Origin of the sequence: Hubeiibacter jixunmingi, from assembly GCF_041928215.1 — a bacterium.
GTDB lineage: Bacteria > Pseudomonadota > Gammaproteobacteria > Pseudomonadales > Moraxellaceae > Acinetobacter.
In genome coordinates, this window is the sequence record NZ_JBHFHK010000047.1 from 1 (window position 1) to 18616 (window position 18616).

An 18616-nucleotide genomic window follows, 5' to 3' on the forward strand; every position below is an offset into this window, starting at 1 on the left:
TTGGGCATCAGTAAGTGTTAGTCTATTCATATAATCAGAATAACTGATTTTCTTTGTATGTCAACACACCCTAATAAGAAAAAAATTTATTCTGCGTTATTTTTTTCAAATTGCTGATGTTCAACCAAATATAGAGCACCCAAACGTTGCTGTTGCTCAGTTGCCAAAATTTTCTTGGCATCTTTAAAAAATTTCTGCTCTTCCTCTTCCAAATGATGGCGAACTTCATGGATTAATTCCTTGCAAGTTTCCACCCAAGTTGCATCGCTAATGCGTCCATCGTTCATTTTTTCTATCATTTCATCCATTTCATGATGCTCAGCAATGGCATGACGTGATAGGTCTAAGCCTTCATCATATTGCATCACTGGCAAATATAAATGACGCTCTTCTGCAGCGGCATGAGCTTGCAATTCTAATTCAAAATCAAGATAAATTGATTTTGCTTTTTTTAAGTCATCAGCTTTAAGATGATCTTCAATTTTTTTGCAATAATCACGTTGAATATCGTGATGTTGAATTAAGGCTTGGAAAATATCTAATTCGGTAGCATGTGGCAATTTGGCTAGGCATGACTTTTTCTCTCACTCAAAAAAATTTTAAAAAATATAAACTTATAAATCCATTATAATTTAATGCTAATATTTTATCCGTATAGCATGGGTATTTATTTATTGTCATTTAATTTATAAAAATTAAGCCGATACAATTGATATCGGCTTAATTTGCAGCACAAGCAATCGATGAATTAGTCAATTGCAGGTGTATATGTACCATTTTTGATGTCATCTTTGATGCGAGCAGCTTCATCAAGCACTTGGCTTAACAAGTTTTTCACATTGTCCAACGTCGCAACAGGGCTAAGCGTAGTCATTTTTAACGACTGCACGTCTTGCTTGGCATCAATCACACGCGTCACACCGATATTGGCTTCACCACGAGCAAACAATTCATCTGCCACGTTTTGATTTAAGCTATCGATAAATTCAGCTGGATAATCTTTTGGCACGACACGGAATAATACCGATGCAAATTGTGGTTCAACCAACAATTCCAAACCGTTAGTAGCTTTGATATAGTCCGCCACGTCACGGGTTAAACGCACGCCATGATCAATCATTGAGCCGTATAATTCTTCGCCCAAAGCTTCTACCGTCATCCATAATTTCAACGCATCAAAACGACGTGTGGTTTGTAAAGATTTTGATACCAAGTTTGGTACGCCATGCTCTTCGTCATAAGCTGAGTTAAGATATTCCGCTTCATAATGCATAAAACGATAATTTTTCTCATCTTTTAATAAGAATGCACCGCATGAAATACTTTGGAAAAAATGCTTATGGAAATCCAAAGTCACCGAGTCAGACAATTCAATGCCCGATAACCAATCACGATAATCATTGGATAATAATAACGCACCGCCCCAAGCCGCATCAATATGCATCCACGCACCAAATTTAGTGGTCAATTCACGGATACGATGTAATGGATCAATCGCGCCAGCATCGGTTGTCCCTGCAGTTGCCACCACACAGGCTACGATTTTGCCTTCATCCTGCAAATGTTGCATGGTTTTTTCTAAGGCATCGATGTCGATTTGTGCTTGGTCATTGACAGGCACAGTCACAACAGATTGAAAGCCCATACCCATCATTGCCATATTCTTTTGTACAGAGAAGTGGGCATTTTCAGAACAAATCACTTTAACTTTTTGCAGTGCATCAGCAGGCAAACCATCACGTTGTACAGACCATTCTTGACCGTCAGCATTTTTCCAGTTTTTGGCGATACACCAATCACGAGCCAATAATACCCCCATCAAGTTTGATTGCGTACCACCAGAGGTAAATACACCGGCTTGACCAAAGCCGTAACCGACTTTTTGGCGTAACCAATCAATCAATTGCACTTCCATCAATGAACCAGCAGGGCTTTGATCCCAAGAGTCCATAGATTGGTTGGTGGCATTAATCAACACTTCCGCCACTTGGCTTGCGACCATCGTTGGGCAGTGCAAATGTGCCAATGAATGCGGATGATGTACTTTTAAGCTTTTATTTAAGAATAAATCCACCATACGTTGTAGTGATTTTTCTAAGCCTAAACCATCTTTTGACGGTTGGAATGCAATCGCATCACGCAATTGTTTGATGCTACCGCCAGTATACATTTTGTCATTATCTAACCATGCAGCCACGGCTTTAACCGCATTTTGCATATTGGCTTGATAATCTTGAATCGATTTTTGATCTTTACAAAGTAAAGCTTGTTTGTGTTGGGCAAAATCTACCATGGTTATATCCTAAAATTCAGTGTACTGTCATGGATTATAGCATAAGCTATAATGCTGACGAATGTTGAGTCATGTTAAGAAAATTGAACAAAAAGCGTGATTACTGTAAAAAAAGGCGTATCAATACGCCCTTTTTAATATCAATTTAAAAGATTTTAAATCAATATCGTATTTTAAAGATTAACCACGTACAGCTTGTAATGCTTCAGCAAGAGATTGTTTAAAGCGTTTGATCATTTCTTCACATTCTTCTTGAGAAACGTTCACCGCACACAATACACGTACCACATTACCACCACGACCGCCACGCTCAAGCATTAACTTGTTGTTAAAGCACGCTTTTTGGATTGCTGCAGCCAAAGCACCATCATGCGGATGAGCACCTGTTGCATCAGCAGCTTGGCGTTCATCAACGATTTCGATACCCATCATCAAACCACGACCACGTACATTACCAATACATGGATATTCTTTGGCAAGTTCAGTCAAAGCAGACTTGAGATATGCACCACGCTCTACCGCATTTTGAGCCAAGTTTTGCTCTTTTAATACTTTTAATGTCGCATAACCTGTTGCCATCGCCATTTGGTTACCGCGGAAAGTACCAGTGTGACCAGCAGGTTGCCATGCATCAAATTCTTTTTTGATTGCCAACACTGCCAAAGGTAAGCTACCACCAACGGCTTTAGACATGACTACGATATCTGGCTCAATACCTGCGTGTTCATACGCAAACATTTTACCTGAACGGCAGAAACCGGCTTGCACTTCATCAACGATCAATACGATGTCATGCTTTGCAGTCACTTCACGGATTTTTTGCAACCATTTGATTGGTGCAGGCACAACACCGCCCTCACCTTGAATCGCTTCTAAAATCACCGCTGCTGGCTTCACTACACCGCTTTCAACGTCATTGATAAAGGTTTCGAATTGGTAAGTTAAAGCGTCAACACCTGCTTCACCGCCCAAGCCTAATGGGCAACGATATTCATGTGGATATGGCAAAAATTGTACGCCAGCCATCAAGTTTTGCACTGCATTTTTAGCACTTAAGTTACCTGTCAATGCCAATGCACCGTGCGTCATACCATGATAACCACCAGAGAATGCAATCACATTACCACGACCTGTATAGGTCTTGGCTAATTTGATAGCAGCTTCGTTGGCATCAGTACCTGCTGGGCTAGTGAACTGTAAAACATATTTATCTTTTGGAAAAAACGACAACAATTCTTCGCTAAAGGCATCTTTTAGCGGGGTAGTCAAATCAAGCGTATGCAATGGTAAGCCACTTGCCAACACGTCTTGAATCGCTTGAATAACTGCTGGGTGATTATGACCCAACGCTAAAGTTCCTGCTCCTGCTAAAAAGTCAAGGTATTGATTACCTTCGACATCCGTTACCCAACAGCCTTGTGCTTTTGCGATAGCTAATGGGAGTTTACGCGGATAACTACGAACATTTGATTCCATCGCATTTTGGCGATCTAAATAATATTCGTTAGTGGCATTTGGAACTGGGTTTACAGGAGTAACGCTCATATCGGATTACCATCTCTGATAAGGGTAGAAAGAAATAAATCTTTTCCCAAAATCAATGTATTAACACATTATTTCAGAAAAAGACCTATGCGAGAATTGGGCTTACTTGATGTGATTTTGTCATGAAATCGAGTTGGCTTAAGTAAGCCCTTAAATGATACCTTTTTTTTACAAAAAAGCCATAGTTTTATGCAACAAAAGACCAATTTATACCAAGTTTTTTTTGATAGATGAGTATTATTTTTGAGTTAATTTTATTGTATAAATTTAACTTTTCAAAATTTGTTCAATCCGCTTTATTCTATTGGAAAACTGCCGAGCCAATAACCAATATAGTGCTGTCAATGCCAACACTATCGCCATCATTAAGCCCATCACAATTTGCACCATGGACAAAATTTTATCCGCTCGTTGGGCTTTGACATCAATACTTTGAGCCAAAGGCGTCACCGCTGAACCATAAACTTGCTTTTGCATTTGCCAAATTTTTTCCGCCTGAAAACCATATTGATAAAAATCACCGCCTTGCTGTTCTGCCTGTTGTAATTGTTGCAAATATGCTGTGGCTACGGCTTTATCTAGCGGTTGATGCAATACCGCCACTTGAGCCAACACATAGGCTTGCGGTAATTTTTCGATTTGATTTTGCTGGATTTTTTGGTAAATCTGACTTTCTTGGATATTATTTTGATAAGCATAATATTGCTGTGCTTTTCGTTCGGCTTGATAGTCTTTTGAAAAATATTGCACACTGGTCATTGCTGACCATATCAACATCATTGACAGCAAAAATGCCAAAATATGCTTAAAAAAGCCAACAATCTTTTTTTGAAAAAATCGCAACTTTTTTAAAATCTTAATTAAAATCACCGCCCCAATGATTGAACCAAAAAGTTTAAAACTAAACCATAGCAACCATGAAAAAAAATTATTCACATAATTCGGCTGTTGCAAGTCCAATAATTCAGGCGTAGTCACTGGAATATGCAAGGCTTGCACGGTCGGCAAATCAAAATACGCATAAATCATATTCGGTACAGCAAAATAAAAGACCACAAGACACAGTAACGCCACACCTGCCAGCCACTGCCCCCAAACCAAGCGTTGCTGACGTGTTTTCAGTTGCATAAGTCCTTCATGCACAGCGATTTTTTGCTTATGCTGATTGACGATTGCCGTGCGTTGGATACTGCCCAAGTCCGTATCTAGGTCGATATCATCTTGGGCGGTTTTGTGCTGTTGCATATTTTGAGTTACCGATGATTTATGTTTTATACCCATTTCATTCAATAAAATTCACTAAATAACCCTCCCCTAGCCCTCCCTAAGTGAGAGGAATTTCCTCCCCCTTAGGGGGAGGATTAAGGTGGGGGATAAATAATTTACTTTAGTTTAGAATTAGTCATAAATTTAACCTTTAATTTTGCTGGCTTGTGGTTTTTGTTCCACCACCAAACGGTTTAATTGTTGTTGCAAACCATGCAATTGTTGCTCGGCTTGCTGACGTTGTTGCATGCCCTGTTGCTGAATTTGCATCACATCATTGACCGTACTAAATAGACGATTTTGCACATGTTCCAAAGTCTGAATATCAATCACCGCACGCTGATTGGCTTTAGCCGTATTGACCGAATTTTGGTATAACAAATCGGCATTACGTTTTAAAATTTCATTGGTCGCATCATCGATTTGCTGTGCCAATTGCACGCTTTTTTGCTGCTCATTCAAAGACAACGCCAAGCTAATTTGATTTTTCCACGCAGGAAAAGTGATATTTTTGATGGCATAAAACTTATCAATCAACATCAGATTATTAGACTGAATCATGCGAATCATCGGCAAAGTTTGCAAGGCGGATTGTTGCAAAACTTGCAAATCATGCACACGTTTTTCTAGGTGATTGGTACGTTGATTACTTTCATAAATCTGCTGTACCAATTGCTGATTATTCGGCTCGCCACTTTGTTGTAGGGTAAGCTTTTGCATATTTTGGCTAATTTGTTGTTGTTTCAGCTGACCTGCCACCACATACAAGCCCAAACGGTGATGCTCTGCTTGCACATCGTTATACATGCTTTCTAACAAATCCACCCGACTTTTTAGCCCTTGCTGTGACAAATCCACTTCATTCAACAAAGCTTCAAGCTGTTGTTGTACGGTGTGGAATTGCTGTTGCATATTGTGTTTGGTCTGTTTGATTTTGGCAAATAAACCACCGAACAAGCCCGATTTTTGCTCGGATACTTGGATGATATTTTCAGCATTAATCTGTTTGGCAAGATTGAGAATATCGTTGAGTTTTTTGCCTGTCTCGTCCAAATCCTTGGCTTTGACCAAATCCAACAAACTATCGGTATGCTGTGCGGTGCCTTGGCGAATATCTTTGCCATATTCCGCCACACTTAAGGCATTATCATCATCTAATAAAGCATAAATTTCAAGCACTTGTGCATAATCATCTTGCTCAATACCATGACCTGCCAAGTCCATTTCTTGAAATTGGTGGCTTAAATCAGTCTGATCGGCTTGCTTATTCGCTGTAGGCATTTTGCTGATATTCGGCATGTCTTTTGGGTCAAAATCGTTCATTCACTATACTCCAAAATGATAAAATTTAACGCTGAAAATCAGCTTTGTTTGTGGTTGGCTCAGGTGCTGAGCTGTTGCTTGTTGCCTGAAATGAACGCATTGCGGTACTCAATTGTTGCAATAACTGCTCCCGTATTTGATGAATTTTTTGCAATTGCTGTCCATTTTGAGCTGAATGCTGGGCATTGAGATAATGTTGCCAACTTGGCAATAATACCTGTAATAATTCATCAACACGCTGCAATAATGATGTCGCCACATCTTGGTTGAGCAACATTTGTAACATCGCCATATCAGTACTCACTTGAGCTTGGCTCAACTGTTGTACACGTTGTTGCAAACGTGGAATCAATTGTTGCACGCTGGATGATGTACTTTGCAAGGCAAATTGTTCACTTTCTTGGATAAATTGCTGTAAAGCGACAATATGATATGCCATATCTAAACGTAACTGATGTAGCTTACTCACACTTTGCTCAGACTGCTGTTGCTGTTGTTGCAAGCGTGTGCTGTCGGCTTTGATGCGATCTACCAAGCGTTTGAGTTGTTGTTGTGTAGCAAGACTTTTGGCTTGATATTCAATATCTTGCCCTAGCCAACGTTGCAAACGGTTAATTTTTTTCGGCTTTTTGGGTTCACTATGTTGCAATAACTGCATGATTTTCGATAAGTTTTCCGCAAAACTAGGGATAAGTGCCAAATGAATCTTATCCAATTGCTGATGCTGTGCTTGTAAAATGCTATCGGCATAATGGATTTCAAAAATACGTTGTTGGCGTGCAATATCAAATAACGGCACAAGCTGTTCACGTTTAATTTTTAATAGACGTGAACCATCATCCACGATCTCAATCAATGGGGTCAATTGTTGGGTACGAATATTTGGCGTGTGTGACATCGATTGATGATACTCAACAAAATTGATATAAAGGAATTTTTCTCAAAACTTAAGACAATAATTAGGTCTGTGTGTATATTTTACAAATTTTATTCTGTTATTTTTTGAAAAGAACGTCATCATATTTTATCCAAAAATAAAACCTTAGCCAATTACCAGCTAAGGTTCTATTTTTAATAGTTTTTTAAATTAGATTTTAAATCAACGATTTGGTAAAATATCTTTTAATTTTTCGTGCATTTCCAACAAAATCGCTTCTGTCGCTTCCCAATCCAAGCAACCATCCGTTACCGATTGACCATAGACCAATTCATTTAAGTCTTTTGGAATGTTTTGGCGACCGCCTTTGAGATGACTTTCTACCATCAAGCCAACGATAGTTTTATTGCCATCCAAGATTTGCTCGGTCACATTACGCAAAACCAAAGATTGCAAATATGGGTCTTTGTTAGAATTGGCATGGCTGGCATCAATCATGATTTTGCTGCTGACTTTGGCTTTATTTAACGCATCTTCAGCTTGTGCTACAGATGTTGCATCATAATTTGGTTTGCCATCACCGCCACGCAATACCACATGTGCATAAGGATTGCCCTTGGTACGAATCACCGACACTTGACCATCACCGCTCAAACCCAAAAAGCTATGTCCCGATTTCACCGCTTGCATGGCATTGGTCGCCACGGTAAAACCACCATCCGTACCATTTTTAAAACCCACTGGCGAAGACAGACCTGAAGACATTTCACGGTGTGTTTGGCTTTCGGTAGTTCTCGCCCCGATCGCAGACCATGCGATTAAGTCTTGCAAATATTGTGGTGAGTTTGGATCGAGTGCTTCAGTTGCACAAGGTAAACCTTTTTCATTCAAGTCTAATAATAATTGACGACCAACACGCAGACCTTTTTCAACATCGAAAGAGTCATCCATATTTGGATCATTGATTAGACCTTTCCAGCCGACTGTAGTACGTGGTTTTTCAAAATAAACACGCATGATTACATAGATCGTATCTTTGATTTTTTCGCTCAGTACTTTTAATCGATCTGCATATTCATGTGCCGCTTTAACATCATGAATCGAACAAGGGCCAATCACGATAAATAAACGCTTATCTTTGCCATCCAAAATATCACGCACGACTTGACGACCCTCAAGTACTGTGGCGTGTGCTTTGTCACTTAATGGTAATTCGTCTTTGAGTTGGTTTGGGGTGATTAATGGCTGGATACTGGCTACATTTAAGTCATCAATGTCTAAGTGGCTATGTTGTTCGCTCATCACTCGCTCCTGAATAATAAAATTTTTCGATGAAATTCAGATTAAATATAGCATATTTTTTTATGAATAAAAGCCTATGCAACAATTAACTCACTAAATCTTTGCTTATTTGCATAATAATAGCCATTTTGTTAACGACTACTACTCGCTACAACCAGTGCTGTTGCTGGCTTAGGTTGTGCTGGCACTTTAGCTTTGACTGGATTCAACATAAAATTAATCCCCAATAGGCATAGCGTGACACCCAAAATCTTACGAATTAAACGATCTGGCATACTCGAACTCAACAATGTCCCGACAATAATCGCAGGAATTGAGCCGACCAATAACCACATCAATAATGAAAAATCCACATTGCCAGCCGTCATATGCCCTAAGCCTGCCACAAAAGTTAGCAATACCGCATGCACCACATCCGAGCCAATAATGCGAATCATCGGCAAATACGGAAACATCAAGACCAATGCCATAATGCCAAATGCCCCTGCCCCAACTGATGACAGCGTGACCAATACCCCAAGCACGACACCCATAATCATCATGGACATTTTTTTGTGTTTAATCAGTTCAATTTGCTGTTCTGGGCTAGGTTGTTCGGGTAGGTCTTTTCGAAAACGATTAACAAATTTTTCAATCTGTTGGCGAAATACGATAGATACTCCTGTCAACAGCAACATAAAGCCCAAAACGATAGTCAGTAGCTTTTTAAAATCAGGCGATTGGCTTAAAAAATTATGTAATACCCAATTGGTTGCAAATGACGCAGGAATACTGCCCAAAGCTAAAAAAATGACGATAGGCCAAACAATATTTAATTTTTTGGCATGTACCATCGAACCACAAAATTTAGAAATCGACGCATATAATAAATCTGTACCGATAGCGATATGTGGTTCAATTTTCAGTAAACTAATTAAAATCGGTGTCATCAACGAGCCACCGCCCACGCCTGTCACGCCAACACAAAAGCCTACCACAATGCCAGCCAAAATATATTGCACAATATCCATCGTCCGTCCCCAATAAGATTAAAACTGGGGCTATATTAAGCAATTCTTAATCTTTTTTTGTGAATTAAAAAATATTTGTATAGCTTTTAAAGTGATAAAGGCTTGGCTTAAAATGCCATACTTTTTATTTCAATAGATTTTTTAAACCAGTAATAAAATTGCGTTCAATCCTAAAAAAGAGTAACCTATTTGAGCAAAATTTTTATTGTTTTTGATTATGCTTGACCATTCCCATACAGCCAAACGCCCTTTAAAAATCGCCATTGTAGTCGGGGAAGTCTCTGGCGACAGCTTAGGCGTGGCACTGATGCACAGCTTTCAAGCTCAAGGTATAGATGCGGAATTTTATGGTATTGGCGGTTCGCAAATGTTGCAAGCCGGCTTTCGCAGTCTGTATCCAATGGAAAGCTTGAGCGTAATGGGTTTGGTCGAAGTGCTGAAACATCTCAAGCAATTGTTTGCGGTGCGTGATGGCTTGATTGCCCATTTTAAGGATAATCCACCTGATATTTTTATCGGTATCGATGCGCCTGATTTTAATTTGCGTGTGGCAAAACAGATTAAATCACTCAATCAACAGCACAATTTAAATATCAAAACCGTGCAATATGTCAGTCCATCTGTGTGGGCTTGGCGACAAAAACGGGTATTTAATATCAAAGCTGTGTGTGATTTGGTGTTGTGTTTATTCCCTTTTGAAGTGGATTTTTATCAGCAATATCAAGTCCCTGCGGTCTTTGTTGGGCATCCTTTAGCAAAATCCATGCCGTTACAAGTCGAGTCAAACCCTGCCAAACAACAACTTAATTTAGCCATTGAAAAAGACTATATCGCCCTATTACCGGGAAGTCGGCAAGGTGAAGTAGCAAGATTATTGCCGACACTATTAGACAGTGTCACGGCATTTTTACAGCACAATCCTGATTCACCTTATACTTTTATTATTCCTGCAATTAACGCACGCCGTTTAGCTCAAATCGAAGAAATTGTAAATCATCATTTTGAGGACAAGGCTCAATTCAAATCCGCCATTCAAATTTTATCGCCACAACAACAAGATGCAAAAATCGGACGTTTAGCAATGCAAGCCAGTCGTGCTGTGGTGTTGGCATCGGGTACAGCGACATTAGAATGTATGTTGTTACATAAGCCGATGATTGTAATTTATAAATTGCATTGGTTGAGTTATTGGCTGATTAAACACATGGTGAAAATCCCTTATGTGTCTTTGCCAAATATTATTGCTAAAGAACAGGTTGTGCCTGAGCTGATTCAAGCCCAAGCCAATCCGCAAAATATCGCTCAGCATTTACAGCAAATGTTAGGCGAGCAAGGGCAAAAACAGCAAGAACAATTGGTGGCATTACATCAACAATTGCTACAAGGCGATCATATGCAAGACCCTGCTCTAGCGGTTTTACAGCATTTTAAGCTATAATCCCAATATAAATTTCAACTTGCCCATCTGCCAAATATTTTTCATAATCCATTTGATATACTCTGTGCAATTCGCCTTTTTCTTCTAAAGCCCAAATGTCTTGCCACGTTTTCGCTACATCATCTTTATGGCAATGAAATATTTTATATTTTGCGTCACTTAAAACAATATTTCTACCTCCATTTTCCTTATCACTGGCAGTGCTACAAGTATAATCACCTTGATAATTGGATTGATACTCATGATATACGCCATATAAGGTCGATTGACCATCATATTTTGCAAGCGTGTCTTGCCATAATTGACCAAACTTTTCTAATACCTGTGCATCATTAAAATTATTGGTACGGATAGTGTTGATTTCATATAATTTCATATAATTTCATGGTTTTAATTCCACATCATCTTTTGAATAAGTAAGATTTATTTACATCATGGTGCAATTCGAATCGATTTAATTGCCAATTTGAATATGCACCGCATCGGCATTCTGATACATATCTTGCCAAAAATGATGGCTAACCAAAATTAAAATACCATGCTTTTGATGGGCGATCAAATTTTGCCATAGTCGCTGACGGGTATCAGTATCCAAGCCTGCAAAAGGTTCATCTAATAATAAAATCGGTTTATTTTTCAACAACAAACGTGCCAATGCAATACGTCGTGCTTGCCCACCCGATACCGCCAAACCATACTCACCCAAAGGCGTATCCAATTGCAAAGGCTGTGCTTTTGCCCAATCTTCCAAATCCACCGATGCTAAGACTTGCCACAATTCAGCATCACTGGCAGTCGGCTTGGCAAGACGTAAATTATTAGCCAAACTTTGGTCAAAAATATCAATCTGCTGTGCCAAATAAGCAATATATTCCGCATTTTGCATGACATTATTTTGGCTTGAATTGTGCTGATTTAAAGCTTGCTGATTTAACAAAATTTGCCCTGATTGTGCAGTGATTTCCCCTGCCAAGGCATTCAGCAAGGTCGATTTCCCTGCCCCTGAACGCCCTGTGATCAATACTACCTGTCCTTTATGAGCGGAAAAATTAAGATTATCCACACCGTTTAAGGCATTGGGCATTTTGGCAGTTAAGCCCTGCACATCAAGTATGATATTTCCTTTAATATCAATTTCTTGTATTGGTTGCTCAGCATCAATGACACTGGCATTTTCCAAAATTTGATTGAGTCGATTACGAGCAGAAATACTATGCCCCAATGCCAAATAATGCTGTACCAATGGCAAAACAATTTCCGCCAATGCTAAAATCCCCAACACCACCGCCAACAATAATGGCACACTCACCGTACTGTAAAATTGCCCTTGAGAAAAGCTCACCACCGCCCACAATACAGCCACAATTGCCAATGCCCAAACCCATTGCAACACCAGACTGGCGATACCACGTTGTTGTTGTATCTGTTGTTGCTGGGCGATATGTTGTTGTTCTTTTTGCCAAAAATCCTGAACTTCCCGATGCCAACTTTGCCAAATCAATAAATGTGTTAAAGCGGTCAAAGGCTCGAGCAAAGCAATACGGCGTTGTTCTGCCAATTGCTGTTGCTGTTCGGCTTGTTGCATGCCTTTTTGCTGTAAAAACAAAGGAATAAGCACGCTCATACCCAAAATCACCGCCAACCACAAGCAAACAAAACCACCCCACGCCAAACCAAAACTTTGCAAAATAAAATAACTTAATACCCCAAAACCTAACAAAATCAAGCTTACCACCAACCACGGCGACACCACACGCAATACAAATTCATCCAATGTATCAATATCATGTGTTAAGCGGTGCATGATATGGCTTGAGCGTAATTGTTGATTACGTTGCAAGCTTGGCAATTGGGCAAATTTTTGGAAAAACTTGACGCGTAACTGTTTTAATAGGGCAAAAATCGCATGATGCGACACCATCAATTCGCCATATCGCCCTGCGGTACGAGCCATGGCAAAACTACGAATAATTGCAGATGGCATCAAATAATTAAAATTATGCGACCCTAATGCAATCAAGCCTGCCAATGCCGATGCACTGATAAACCACCCCGACAGCATCAACAAACCGACCACTGCAATTGCCGTGACCACAGCCAATAACCAACTAAAAATCCATAACTCTAGCTGTGTGCTGATCAATTCACCTAATTGAAAAGTATGATGATTAGCTGACTTTTTTTGATTATTTTTCATCATCTTCCCCTTGTAAATCCGCCTTTTGCAAGTCTAGTAGGCGTTTTTGCTGTAGCCAATCTAAGCCATGCGTATCATGGCTAACCCATAGCACAGTTTTACCTTGTGTAAGCTGTTGTAAAAGTTGAGCAATTTCAATCGCACTTTGTTCATCCAAATGTTCGGTCGGTTCATCGAGTAGCCAAATCGTGGCATCTTGTAATAATAATTGTGCAATCGCCAAGCGACGTTGCTGACCACCTGACAAGCCTTGCCCACGCTCACCCAGTGGCGTATTAATTCCCAAAGGTAGCTTTGCAATTAAATCTTTCAGCTGTACCCATTCTAGCACTTGCCACAATTCATCATCGCTTGCATCGGCTTTCACCAAACGTAAATTTTCCGCAATGCTTTTGGCTAGTAATGGACTGGTTTGCGACAGATAGGCGATATGTTTACGAAATTCGCTTTTATCAATATGTTTAAAATCGATTGTTTGTTGTTGTTGGCTTGCTTGATTTAAAAATAGTGAAATTGAACCTTGATAATCACAAAAGCCCATAAAAATTTGTAATAAAGTCGATTTTCCGCTACCACTTTCACCCAATAACAAAATCTGTTCGCCTTGTTTTAGTGTAAAATCGGTCGGTGATAAACGCGTACGCTGATTTAAACCGTACACAGTAACTTGTTTAAATTCAATATAATTTAATGTTTGAATATCAATCATATATTGATGATTTGATTGATTTTCTAAAATCTCATTTTCGCCCTGTGTTTGTTGTAATAAAGGCAATAAATTTTCCACCGCCCCTTCTGCTTGAGCTTTAACATGATAATCCGCCCCCAACTGTCGCAAAGGCAAATAAAACTCTGGTGCAAGCAATAACAAAAATAATGCACTTTGATAAGGCACAGCGATTTCATTTTTTTGCCACGGCAGAATCCCCATCAAACCAAAACCCAAATACATCGCCAATAAGGCAATCGACAATGCCGCCAATAATTCCAATGCCGCAGAATTGAGAAAGGCGATTTTTAACACATCCATAGTACGACGACGATATTGCTCACTGGCATATTGCAAATCGGCACGGGCAATATCCACCGCATCAATCCTTTGCAAAGTCGCCACCCCACGCAACCAATCCAAAAAACGACCGCTCATTTGTGCCAAGGCTTGAAATTGTTCACGGCTTTTTTTGGCTGTAGCATGCCCGATCAAAATCATAAAAATCGGAATTAACGGTGCAGTCATCAACATCACTGCTGTCGCTACCCAACTTTGGCTAAATGCCGCAATCAATAACAAAATCGGCGTAGTCACCACCACCAAACGTTGCAAATGAAAACGACTGACATAACCAACTAAGCTATCACTTTGTTGCAAAATATAACTGGTCAATTCACCATCATTGCCGTATTGATGGCGTGCTGCCCCGAGCTGTTGTACACGTTGCAAAAGCTGTTGGCGTAGTGTCGATGCCACGCTTAAACCTGCATCAAGTGCGAATTTTTCTTTAAAATAATTGCATAATGGACGCAATAATAGACAGATTACCAATACCAAAAAATGCGTTTCTATACCGACTAAACTTAAGGCTTGATGAGTAAAACTTTGATTTAACCAATGGGCAAAAATACTGGCAAGTAGCCATGCTTGGGCAATAAAAATAATCGTTGATATTATCGAAAACAACCACGCATAGCTAATCATTTTCTTGGCAGGTTTTGCCCAGTCTTTTAAGGTTTGTCGCACCAATTTATTTTGTTTTTTATTTGCGTCTGGATGAGTATCTAAAGTGGATTGAGGTGTTTTCATATACGATTTTTCAATAACTTTTAAACAATTTAAGAAGTAACATCAGTATACGCAAAAAGCTCTTAAAATATGATGATGACCGCACCGAGACAGTCATCATCAAAATCATTTTTACGTCGTGGGATTACAGAATCTGATTATCGCCACTTTCGCCTTTTTTATCAATCAAAATCGCTGGGTTGCCTTCTGATAATGTACCATCATCAACGATTGGCTTTTCACCATATGATTTTAATCGTGCTTCTTCGTTCTCTAGCCACATTGCATTCAATACGGCCAACAGTACCGCAAAGCCTAAACCTAATACCCATGCAAAATACCACATGATTTCTCTCCTGATTTTTGCAAGTTAATATACGCTATGGTCGTTTTCACGAATATACGCTTTTGTGACTTTACCACGCATCACACGATACGCCCAGCTTGTGTAGCTCACAACGATCGGTAAGAAAATCACAACAACATACAACATGATCATCAATACCATATGGCTAGATACAGAATCCCATACAGTCAAGCTAGAACGTGGATCTGTTGAAGATGGCATCACGAATGGGAATAAAGATACGCCCGCAGTCATGATCACACCCAATACAGCCAAACTTGATGTCACAAACGCAGTCAATGTCTTTTTGGCTTTGAGCATCAATACCGTTGCAATCGGCATCGCAATACCAAGCAATGGGAACACCCAAGCTACTGGATATTTTTGGTAGTTTGCCATCCATGCACCCGATTGACGAGTTACTTCTTTAGCCAATGGGTTAGCAACACCTTGTGTATCTAGAGCAGAAGTGATTGCATAACCTTGGATTGATTGAATCCAAACACCAGCTAAGATAAACAAGACCACCATCACAATCGCAGAGATTGAAGTAAATTTAATGGTACGCACTTGCACATCTTCAACAGTACGGTGAGCCAAGTAAGCACCACCCTGCATGATAAGCATCGTCGCACTCACCAAACCACAAAGTATGGCAAATGGATTGAGCAACGCCCAGAATGTACCCGTATAGGTTGAACGCATCACGCTATCGAAGCTAAATGGTACGCCCAAGAACAGGTTACCAAAAGCCACACCAAACACGACTGCTGGTACAAAAGAACCACCAAATAATGCCCAATCCCAAGCGTTACGCCACGTTGGATTGTGAATCATACTACGATATTTAAAGCCAACTGGGCGGAAGAACAATGCCCAAAGTACTGCGATTAATGCCCAATAGAAGCCACTAAATGCTGTTGCATAGACCAAAGGCCACGCTGCAAAGATCGCACCACCACCAGTAATAAACCAAACTTGGTTACCTTCCCAGTGTGGGCCAATCGTATTAATAATCACACGACGCTCATCATCATCTTTACCCACGAAAGGCAATAGACTACATACGCCCATATCGTGCCCATCCATGATAGCAAAACCAATCAATAATGCGCCAACCAATAACCACCAAATGATTTTTAGCGTTTCATAATCAAATAACATATCAACGACCCTCCATTTCAGCTGGAGTTTGTTTTGTAGTTAACGGTGCAGTACCTTCGCCATAATAGCGACCTGTACCTAAGCTCGCAGGACCTAATTTTGCATATTTTACCATCAAATACATTTCAATGATTAATAGGAAAGTATAGAACCCAACAAAACCTGCCAATGAACCCCATACGCTTGCTACACTAATGTTCGATACCGATAAATGTGTAGGCAAGATACCGTAAATTGTCCATGGTTGACGACCATATTCAGCCACAAACCAACCACATTCAGCTGCAATCCAAGGGGCTGGCAACATGAATAATGCGGCTTTAAGTAACCATTTTTTCTCAACAAAGCTACTACCTTTGATGGTGCACCACAAGCTTGCAGAGAACAAGAATAACATCGCAAAACCTAGACCAACCATGATACGGAATGACCAGAATATTGGGAAAATCGCAGGAATCGTATCATCCGTTGCTTTTTGGATCATTTCTGGTGTCGCTTTGCTGACATCGTCAGTGTAACGTTTAAGCAATAAACCAAAACCTAAGTTATGTTTTACTTTTTCAAATTGTGCTTTCAAAGCTTCATCATTTGGGTTAGCACGCAACTGATCAAGTAATGTCACAGCCACTGCACCATTGATGATACGTTCTTTATTAATTGCTTTAATGTCGTGAATACCCAAAATCGGCTTATCCAAAGAACGTGTACCAATCAAACCCATTGCATAGGGGATTTGTACCGCCCAATCATTTTTTTGTTCTTTTTCATTGATTCCTGCAATCAAGTTAAAACTTGCTGGTGCAGGTTCTGTATGCCACATCGCTTCCATTGATGCCAATTTAGTTTGTTGTGCCAAACCTACTGAATAACCTGATTCGTCACCCAAAAGAATCGTACTACAAATCGCTGCAAAACCAAACGCTGCTGCCACTTGGAAACTACGCTTAGCAAATTCAACATCACGACCACGCAACAAATACCATGCAGAAATTGATAATACAAACATCGCACCAACGCAGTAACCTGCTGATACAGTATGTACAAATTTGTTTTGTGCATCATGGCTAAATAAAACGGCGAAGAAATCGGTCATTTCCATACGCATGGTGAGATAGTTAAATTCAGCACCAACAGGGTTTTGCATCCAACCGTTCGCAACCAAAATCCACAATGCTGAAAGGTTTGTACCCAATGCCATCAAAATAGTCACAACCAAATGTTGACCACGAGACAAACGATCCCAACCAAAGAAAAATAAGCCAACCATGGTCGATTCTAAGAAAAACGCCATCAAGCCTTCGATCGCCAATGGTGCACCGAAGATGTCACCTACATAGTGCGAATAATATGCCCAGTTGGTACCAAACTGGAATTCCATGGTAATACCAGTCGTTACGCCCAAGGCAAAGTTGATACCAAATAGTTTGCCCCAAAAACGGGTCATATCTTTCCAAATCTGTTTACCAGTCATCACATAGACTGATTCCATAATCACCAATAACCAAACCATACCCAGGGTTAATGGTACAAATAAGAAATGGTAAAGTGCGGTAACTGCAAATTGCAGTCGCGAAATATCTACCAAATGCTCAGTAATCACAATAAACTCCTTGACCAAAATGACCAACGAACGTTACACATAAGCAATGGGTCTTTGTGACTAAAATCCAACGAAAATAGTCAGGAAAAGGCTCACTGATAACCTACCAATGTTTATCTAATCCTTGTAAACATTAGACTTTTAAAGCTTCATTACACAATCATAACAAAAGTAAAATAAAAATACCATAACAAAAATAAGACTTTTTAACGCCTAAATTTATTGACTTTAATGACAAAACAACTGTTCAATTTTTATAGAAATTTCATAAAACCATAATTTACATAAGGTTTTTACATTTTGTGCTATATCATATTTTCAAAATATAACAAAGCCATTATTTATAACTAATTTTTATCAAAATCTATATGTATTTTTTTTATACACCTTTCTTTAGTGTGTGTTGACATACAAAGAAAATCAGTTATTCTGATTATATGAATAGACTAACACTTACTGATGCCCAATGGGCAAA

The 18616-nt window shown here is 39.5% G+C and carries 15 protein-coding genes; 1 reads left to right on the top strand and 14 read right to left on the bottom strand.

Going from position 1 to position 18616, the window contains the following annotated elements; translation table 11 throughout:
• Positions 1–86 precede the first annotated feature (86 nt).
• The 8 genes from ACEYX7_RS07920 to ACEYX7_RS07955 all read right to left on the bottom strand — a co-directional run bounded on the left by ACEYX7_RS07920 (position 87) and on the right by ACEYX7_RS07955 (position 9616).
• Complete coding sequence (locus ACEYX7_RS07920; protein WP_374804662.1) at positions 87–560, bottom strand: hemerythrin domain-containing protein; 474 nt, start codon at positions 558–560, stop codon at positions 87–89.
• 188 nt (positions 561–748) lie between these two features.
• Positions 749–2293: a pyridoxal phosphate-dependent decarboxylase family protein gene (locus ACEYX7_RS07925; RefSeq protein ID WP_374804661.1), complete on the bottom strand. Its 1545-nt coding sequence runs from the start codon at positions 2291–2293 to the stop codon at positions 749–751.
• A gap of 180 nt (positions 2294–2473) precedes the next feature.
• Positions 2474–3838 (bottom strand): diaminobutyrate--2-oxoglutarate transaminase, encoded by a 1365-nt coding sequence (locus ACEYX7_RS07930; RefSeq protein WP_374804660.1) that lies wholly within the window; start codon positions 3836–3838, stop codon positions 2474–2476.
• Between the two features lie 267 nt (positions 3839–4105).
• Positions 4106–5119 carry a hypothetical protein gene (locus tag ACEYX7_RS07935; protein ID WP_374806860.1) on the bottom strand — a complete coding sequence of 338 codons (1014 nt, stop codon included), beginning with the start codon at positions 5117–5119 and terminating at the stop codon, positions 4106–4108.
• A 129-nt stretch (positions 5120–5248) separates the two neighbouring features.
• Complete coding sequence (locus ACEYX7_RS07940) at positions 5249–6385, bottom strand: toxic anion resistance protein (protein ID WP_374804671.1); 1137 nt, start codon at positions 6383–6385, stop codon at positions 5249–5251.
• 67 nt (positions 6386–6452) lie between these two features.
• On the bottom strand, positions 6453–7325 hold the full coding sequence (locus tag ACEYX7_RS07945) for a hypothetical protein (RefSeq protein WP_374804658.1): 873 nt from the start codon (positions 7323–7325) through the stop codon (positions 6453–6455).
• Between the two features lie 201 nt (positions 7326–7526).
• On the bottom strand, positions 7527–8606 hold the full coding sequence (locus ACEYX7_RS07950; RefSeq protein WP_374804657.1) for a 3-deoxy-7-phosphoheptulonate synthase: 1080 nt from the start codon (positions 8604–8606) through the stop codon (positions 7527–7529).
• A 131-nt stretch (positions 8607–8737) separates the two neighbouring features.
• On the bottom strand, positions 8738–9616 hold the full coding sequence (locus ACEYX7_RS07955; RefSeq protein ID WP_374804656.1) for a sulfite exporter TauE/SafE family protein: 879 nt from the start codon (positions 9614–9616) through the stop codon (positions 8738–8740).
• Between the two features lie 217 nt (positions 9617–9833).
• Here ACEYX7_RS07955 and lpxB point away from each other — a divergent pair, with 217 nt between their 5' ends.
• The gene (gene lpxB / locus ACEYX7_RS07960; RefSeq protein WP_374806863.1) at positions 9834–11054 is read left to right on the top strand and encodes a lipid-A-disaccharide synthase; all 1221 of its coding nucleotides are present in this window, start codon (positions 9834–9836) and stop codon (positions 11052–11054) included.
• Here the strand turns inward: lpxB and ACEYX7_RS07965 are convergent.
• The 6 genes from ACEYX7_RS07965 to ACEYX7_RS07990 form a co-directional block, all read right to left on the bottom strand.
• Positions 11044–11430, bottom strand: a complete 387-nt coding sequence (locus ACEYX7_RS07965) for a GyrI-like domain-containing protein (protein WP_374805262.1) — start codon at positions 11428–11430, stop codon at positions 11044–11046. The genes lpxB and ACEYX7_RS07965 overlap by 11 nt on opposite strands.
• Positions 11431–11508: 78 nt before the next feature.
• Positions 11509–13251 (bottom strand): amino acid ABC transporter ATP-binding/permease protein, encoded by a 1743-nt coding sequence (locus ACEYX7_RS07970; RefSeq protein WP_374805261.1) that lies wholly within the window; start codon positions 13249–13251, stop codon positions 11509–11511.
• On the bottom strand, positions 13241–15052 hold the full coding sequence (gene cydD / locus ACEYX7_RS07975; protein ID WP_374806865.1) for a thiol reductant ABC exporter subunit CydD: 1812 nt from the start codon (positions 15050–15052) through the stop codon (positions 13241–13243). Before cydD ends, ACEYX7_RS07970 begins: the two co-directional genes overlap by 11 nt.
• A gap of 124 nt (positions 15053–15176) precedes the next feature.
• Positions 15177–15377 carry a cytochrome bd-I oxidase subunit CydX gene (gene cydX, locus ACEYX7_RS07980; protein ID WP_374805258.1) on the bottom strand — a complete coding sequence of 67 codons (201 nt, stop codon included), beginning with the start codon at positions 15375–15377 and terminating at the stop codon, positions 15177–15179.
• A 24-nt stretch (positions 15378–15401) separates the two neighbouring features.
• On the bottom strand, positions 15402–16541 hold the full coding sequence (gene cydB / locus ACEYX7_RS07985) for a cytochrome d ubiquinol oxidase subunit II (RefSeq protein ID WP_374805257.1): 1140 nt from the start codon (positions 16539–16541) through the stop codon (positions 15402–15404).
• A 1-nt stretch (position 16542) separates the two neighbouring features.
• Positions 16543–18141 carry a cytochrome ubiquinol oxidase subunit I gene (locus ACEYX7_RS07990; protein WP_374805256.1) on the bottom strand — a complete coding sequence of 533 codons (1599 nt, stop codon included), beginning with the start codon at positions 18139–18141 and terminating at the stop codon, positions 16543–16545.
• Positions 18142–18616 lie beyond the last annotated feature (475 nt).

What these genes read in the sequence shown, in the direction of transcription:
- ACEYX7_RS07965 (WP_374805262.1), bottom strand. Translation starts at nt 11,430, where the DNA reads ATGAAATTATATGAAATCAACACTATCCGTACCAATAATTTTAATGAT.
- ACEYX7_RS07970 (WP_374805261.1), bottom strand. Translation starts at nt 13,251, where the DNA reads ATGAAAAATAATCAAAAAAAGTCAGCTAATCATCATACTTTTCAATTA.
- ACEYX7_RS07945 (WP_374804658.1), bottom strand. Translation starts at nt 7,325, where the DNA reads ATGTCACACACGCCAAATATTCGTACCCAACAATTGACCCCATTGATT.
- cydD (WP_374806865.1), bottom strand. Translation starts at nt 15,052, where the DNA reads ATGAAAACACCTCAATCCACTTTAGATACTCATCCAGACGCAAATAAA.
- ACEYX7_RS07935 (WP_374806860.1), bottom strand. Translation starts at nt 5,119, where the DNA reads ATGGGTATAAAACATAAATCATCGGTAACTCAAAATATGCAACAGCAC.
- ACEYX7_RS07930 (WP_374804660.1), bottom strand. Translation starts at nt 3,838, where the DNA reads ATGAGCGTTACTCCTGTAAACCCAGTTCCAAATGCCACTAACGAATAT.
- cydB (WP_374805257.1), bottom strand. Translation starts at nt 16,541, where the DNA reads ATGTTATTTGATTATGAAACGCTAAAAATCATTTGGTGGTTATTGGTT.
- ACEYX7_RS07955 (WP_374804656.1), bottom strand. Translation starts at nt 9,616, where the DNA reads ATGGATATTGTGCAATATATTTTGGCTGGCATTGTGGTAGGCTTTTGT.
- cydX (WP_374805258.1), bottom strand. Translation starts at nt 15,377, where the DNA reads ATGTGGTATTTTGCATGGGTATTAGGTTTAGGCTTTGCGGTACTGTTG.
- lpxB (WP_374806863.1), top strand. Translation starts at nt 9,834, where the DNA reads ATGCTTGACCATTCCCATACAGCCAAACGCCCTTTAAAAATCGCCATT.
- ACEYX7_RS07940 (WP_374804671.1), bottom strand. Translation starts at nt 6,385, where the DNA reads ATGCCTACAGCGAATAAGCAAGCCGATCAGACTGATTTAAGCCACCAA.
- ACEYX7_RS07950 (WP_374804657.1), bottom strand. Translation starts at nt 8,606, where the DNA reads ATGAGCGAACAACATAGCCACTTAGACATTGATGACTTAAATGTAGCC.
- ACEYX7_RS07925 (WP_374804661.1), bottom strand. Translation starts at nt 2,293, where the DNA reads ATGGTAGATTTTGCCCAACACAAACAAGCTTTACTTTGTAAAGATCAA.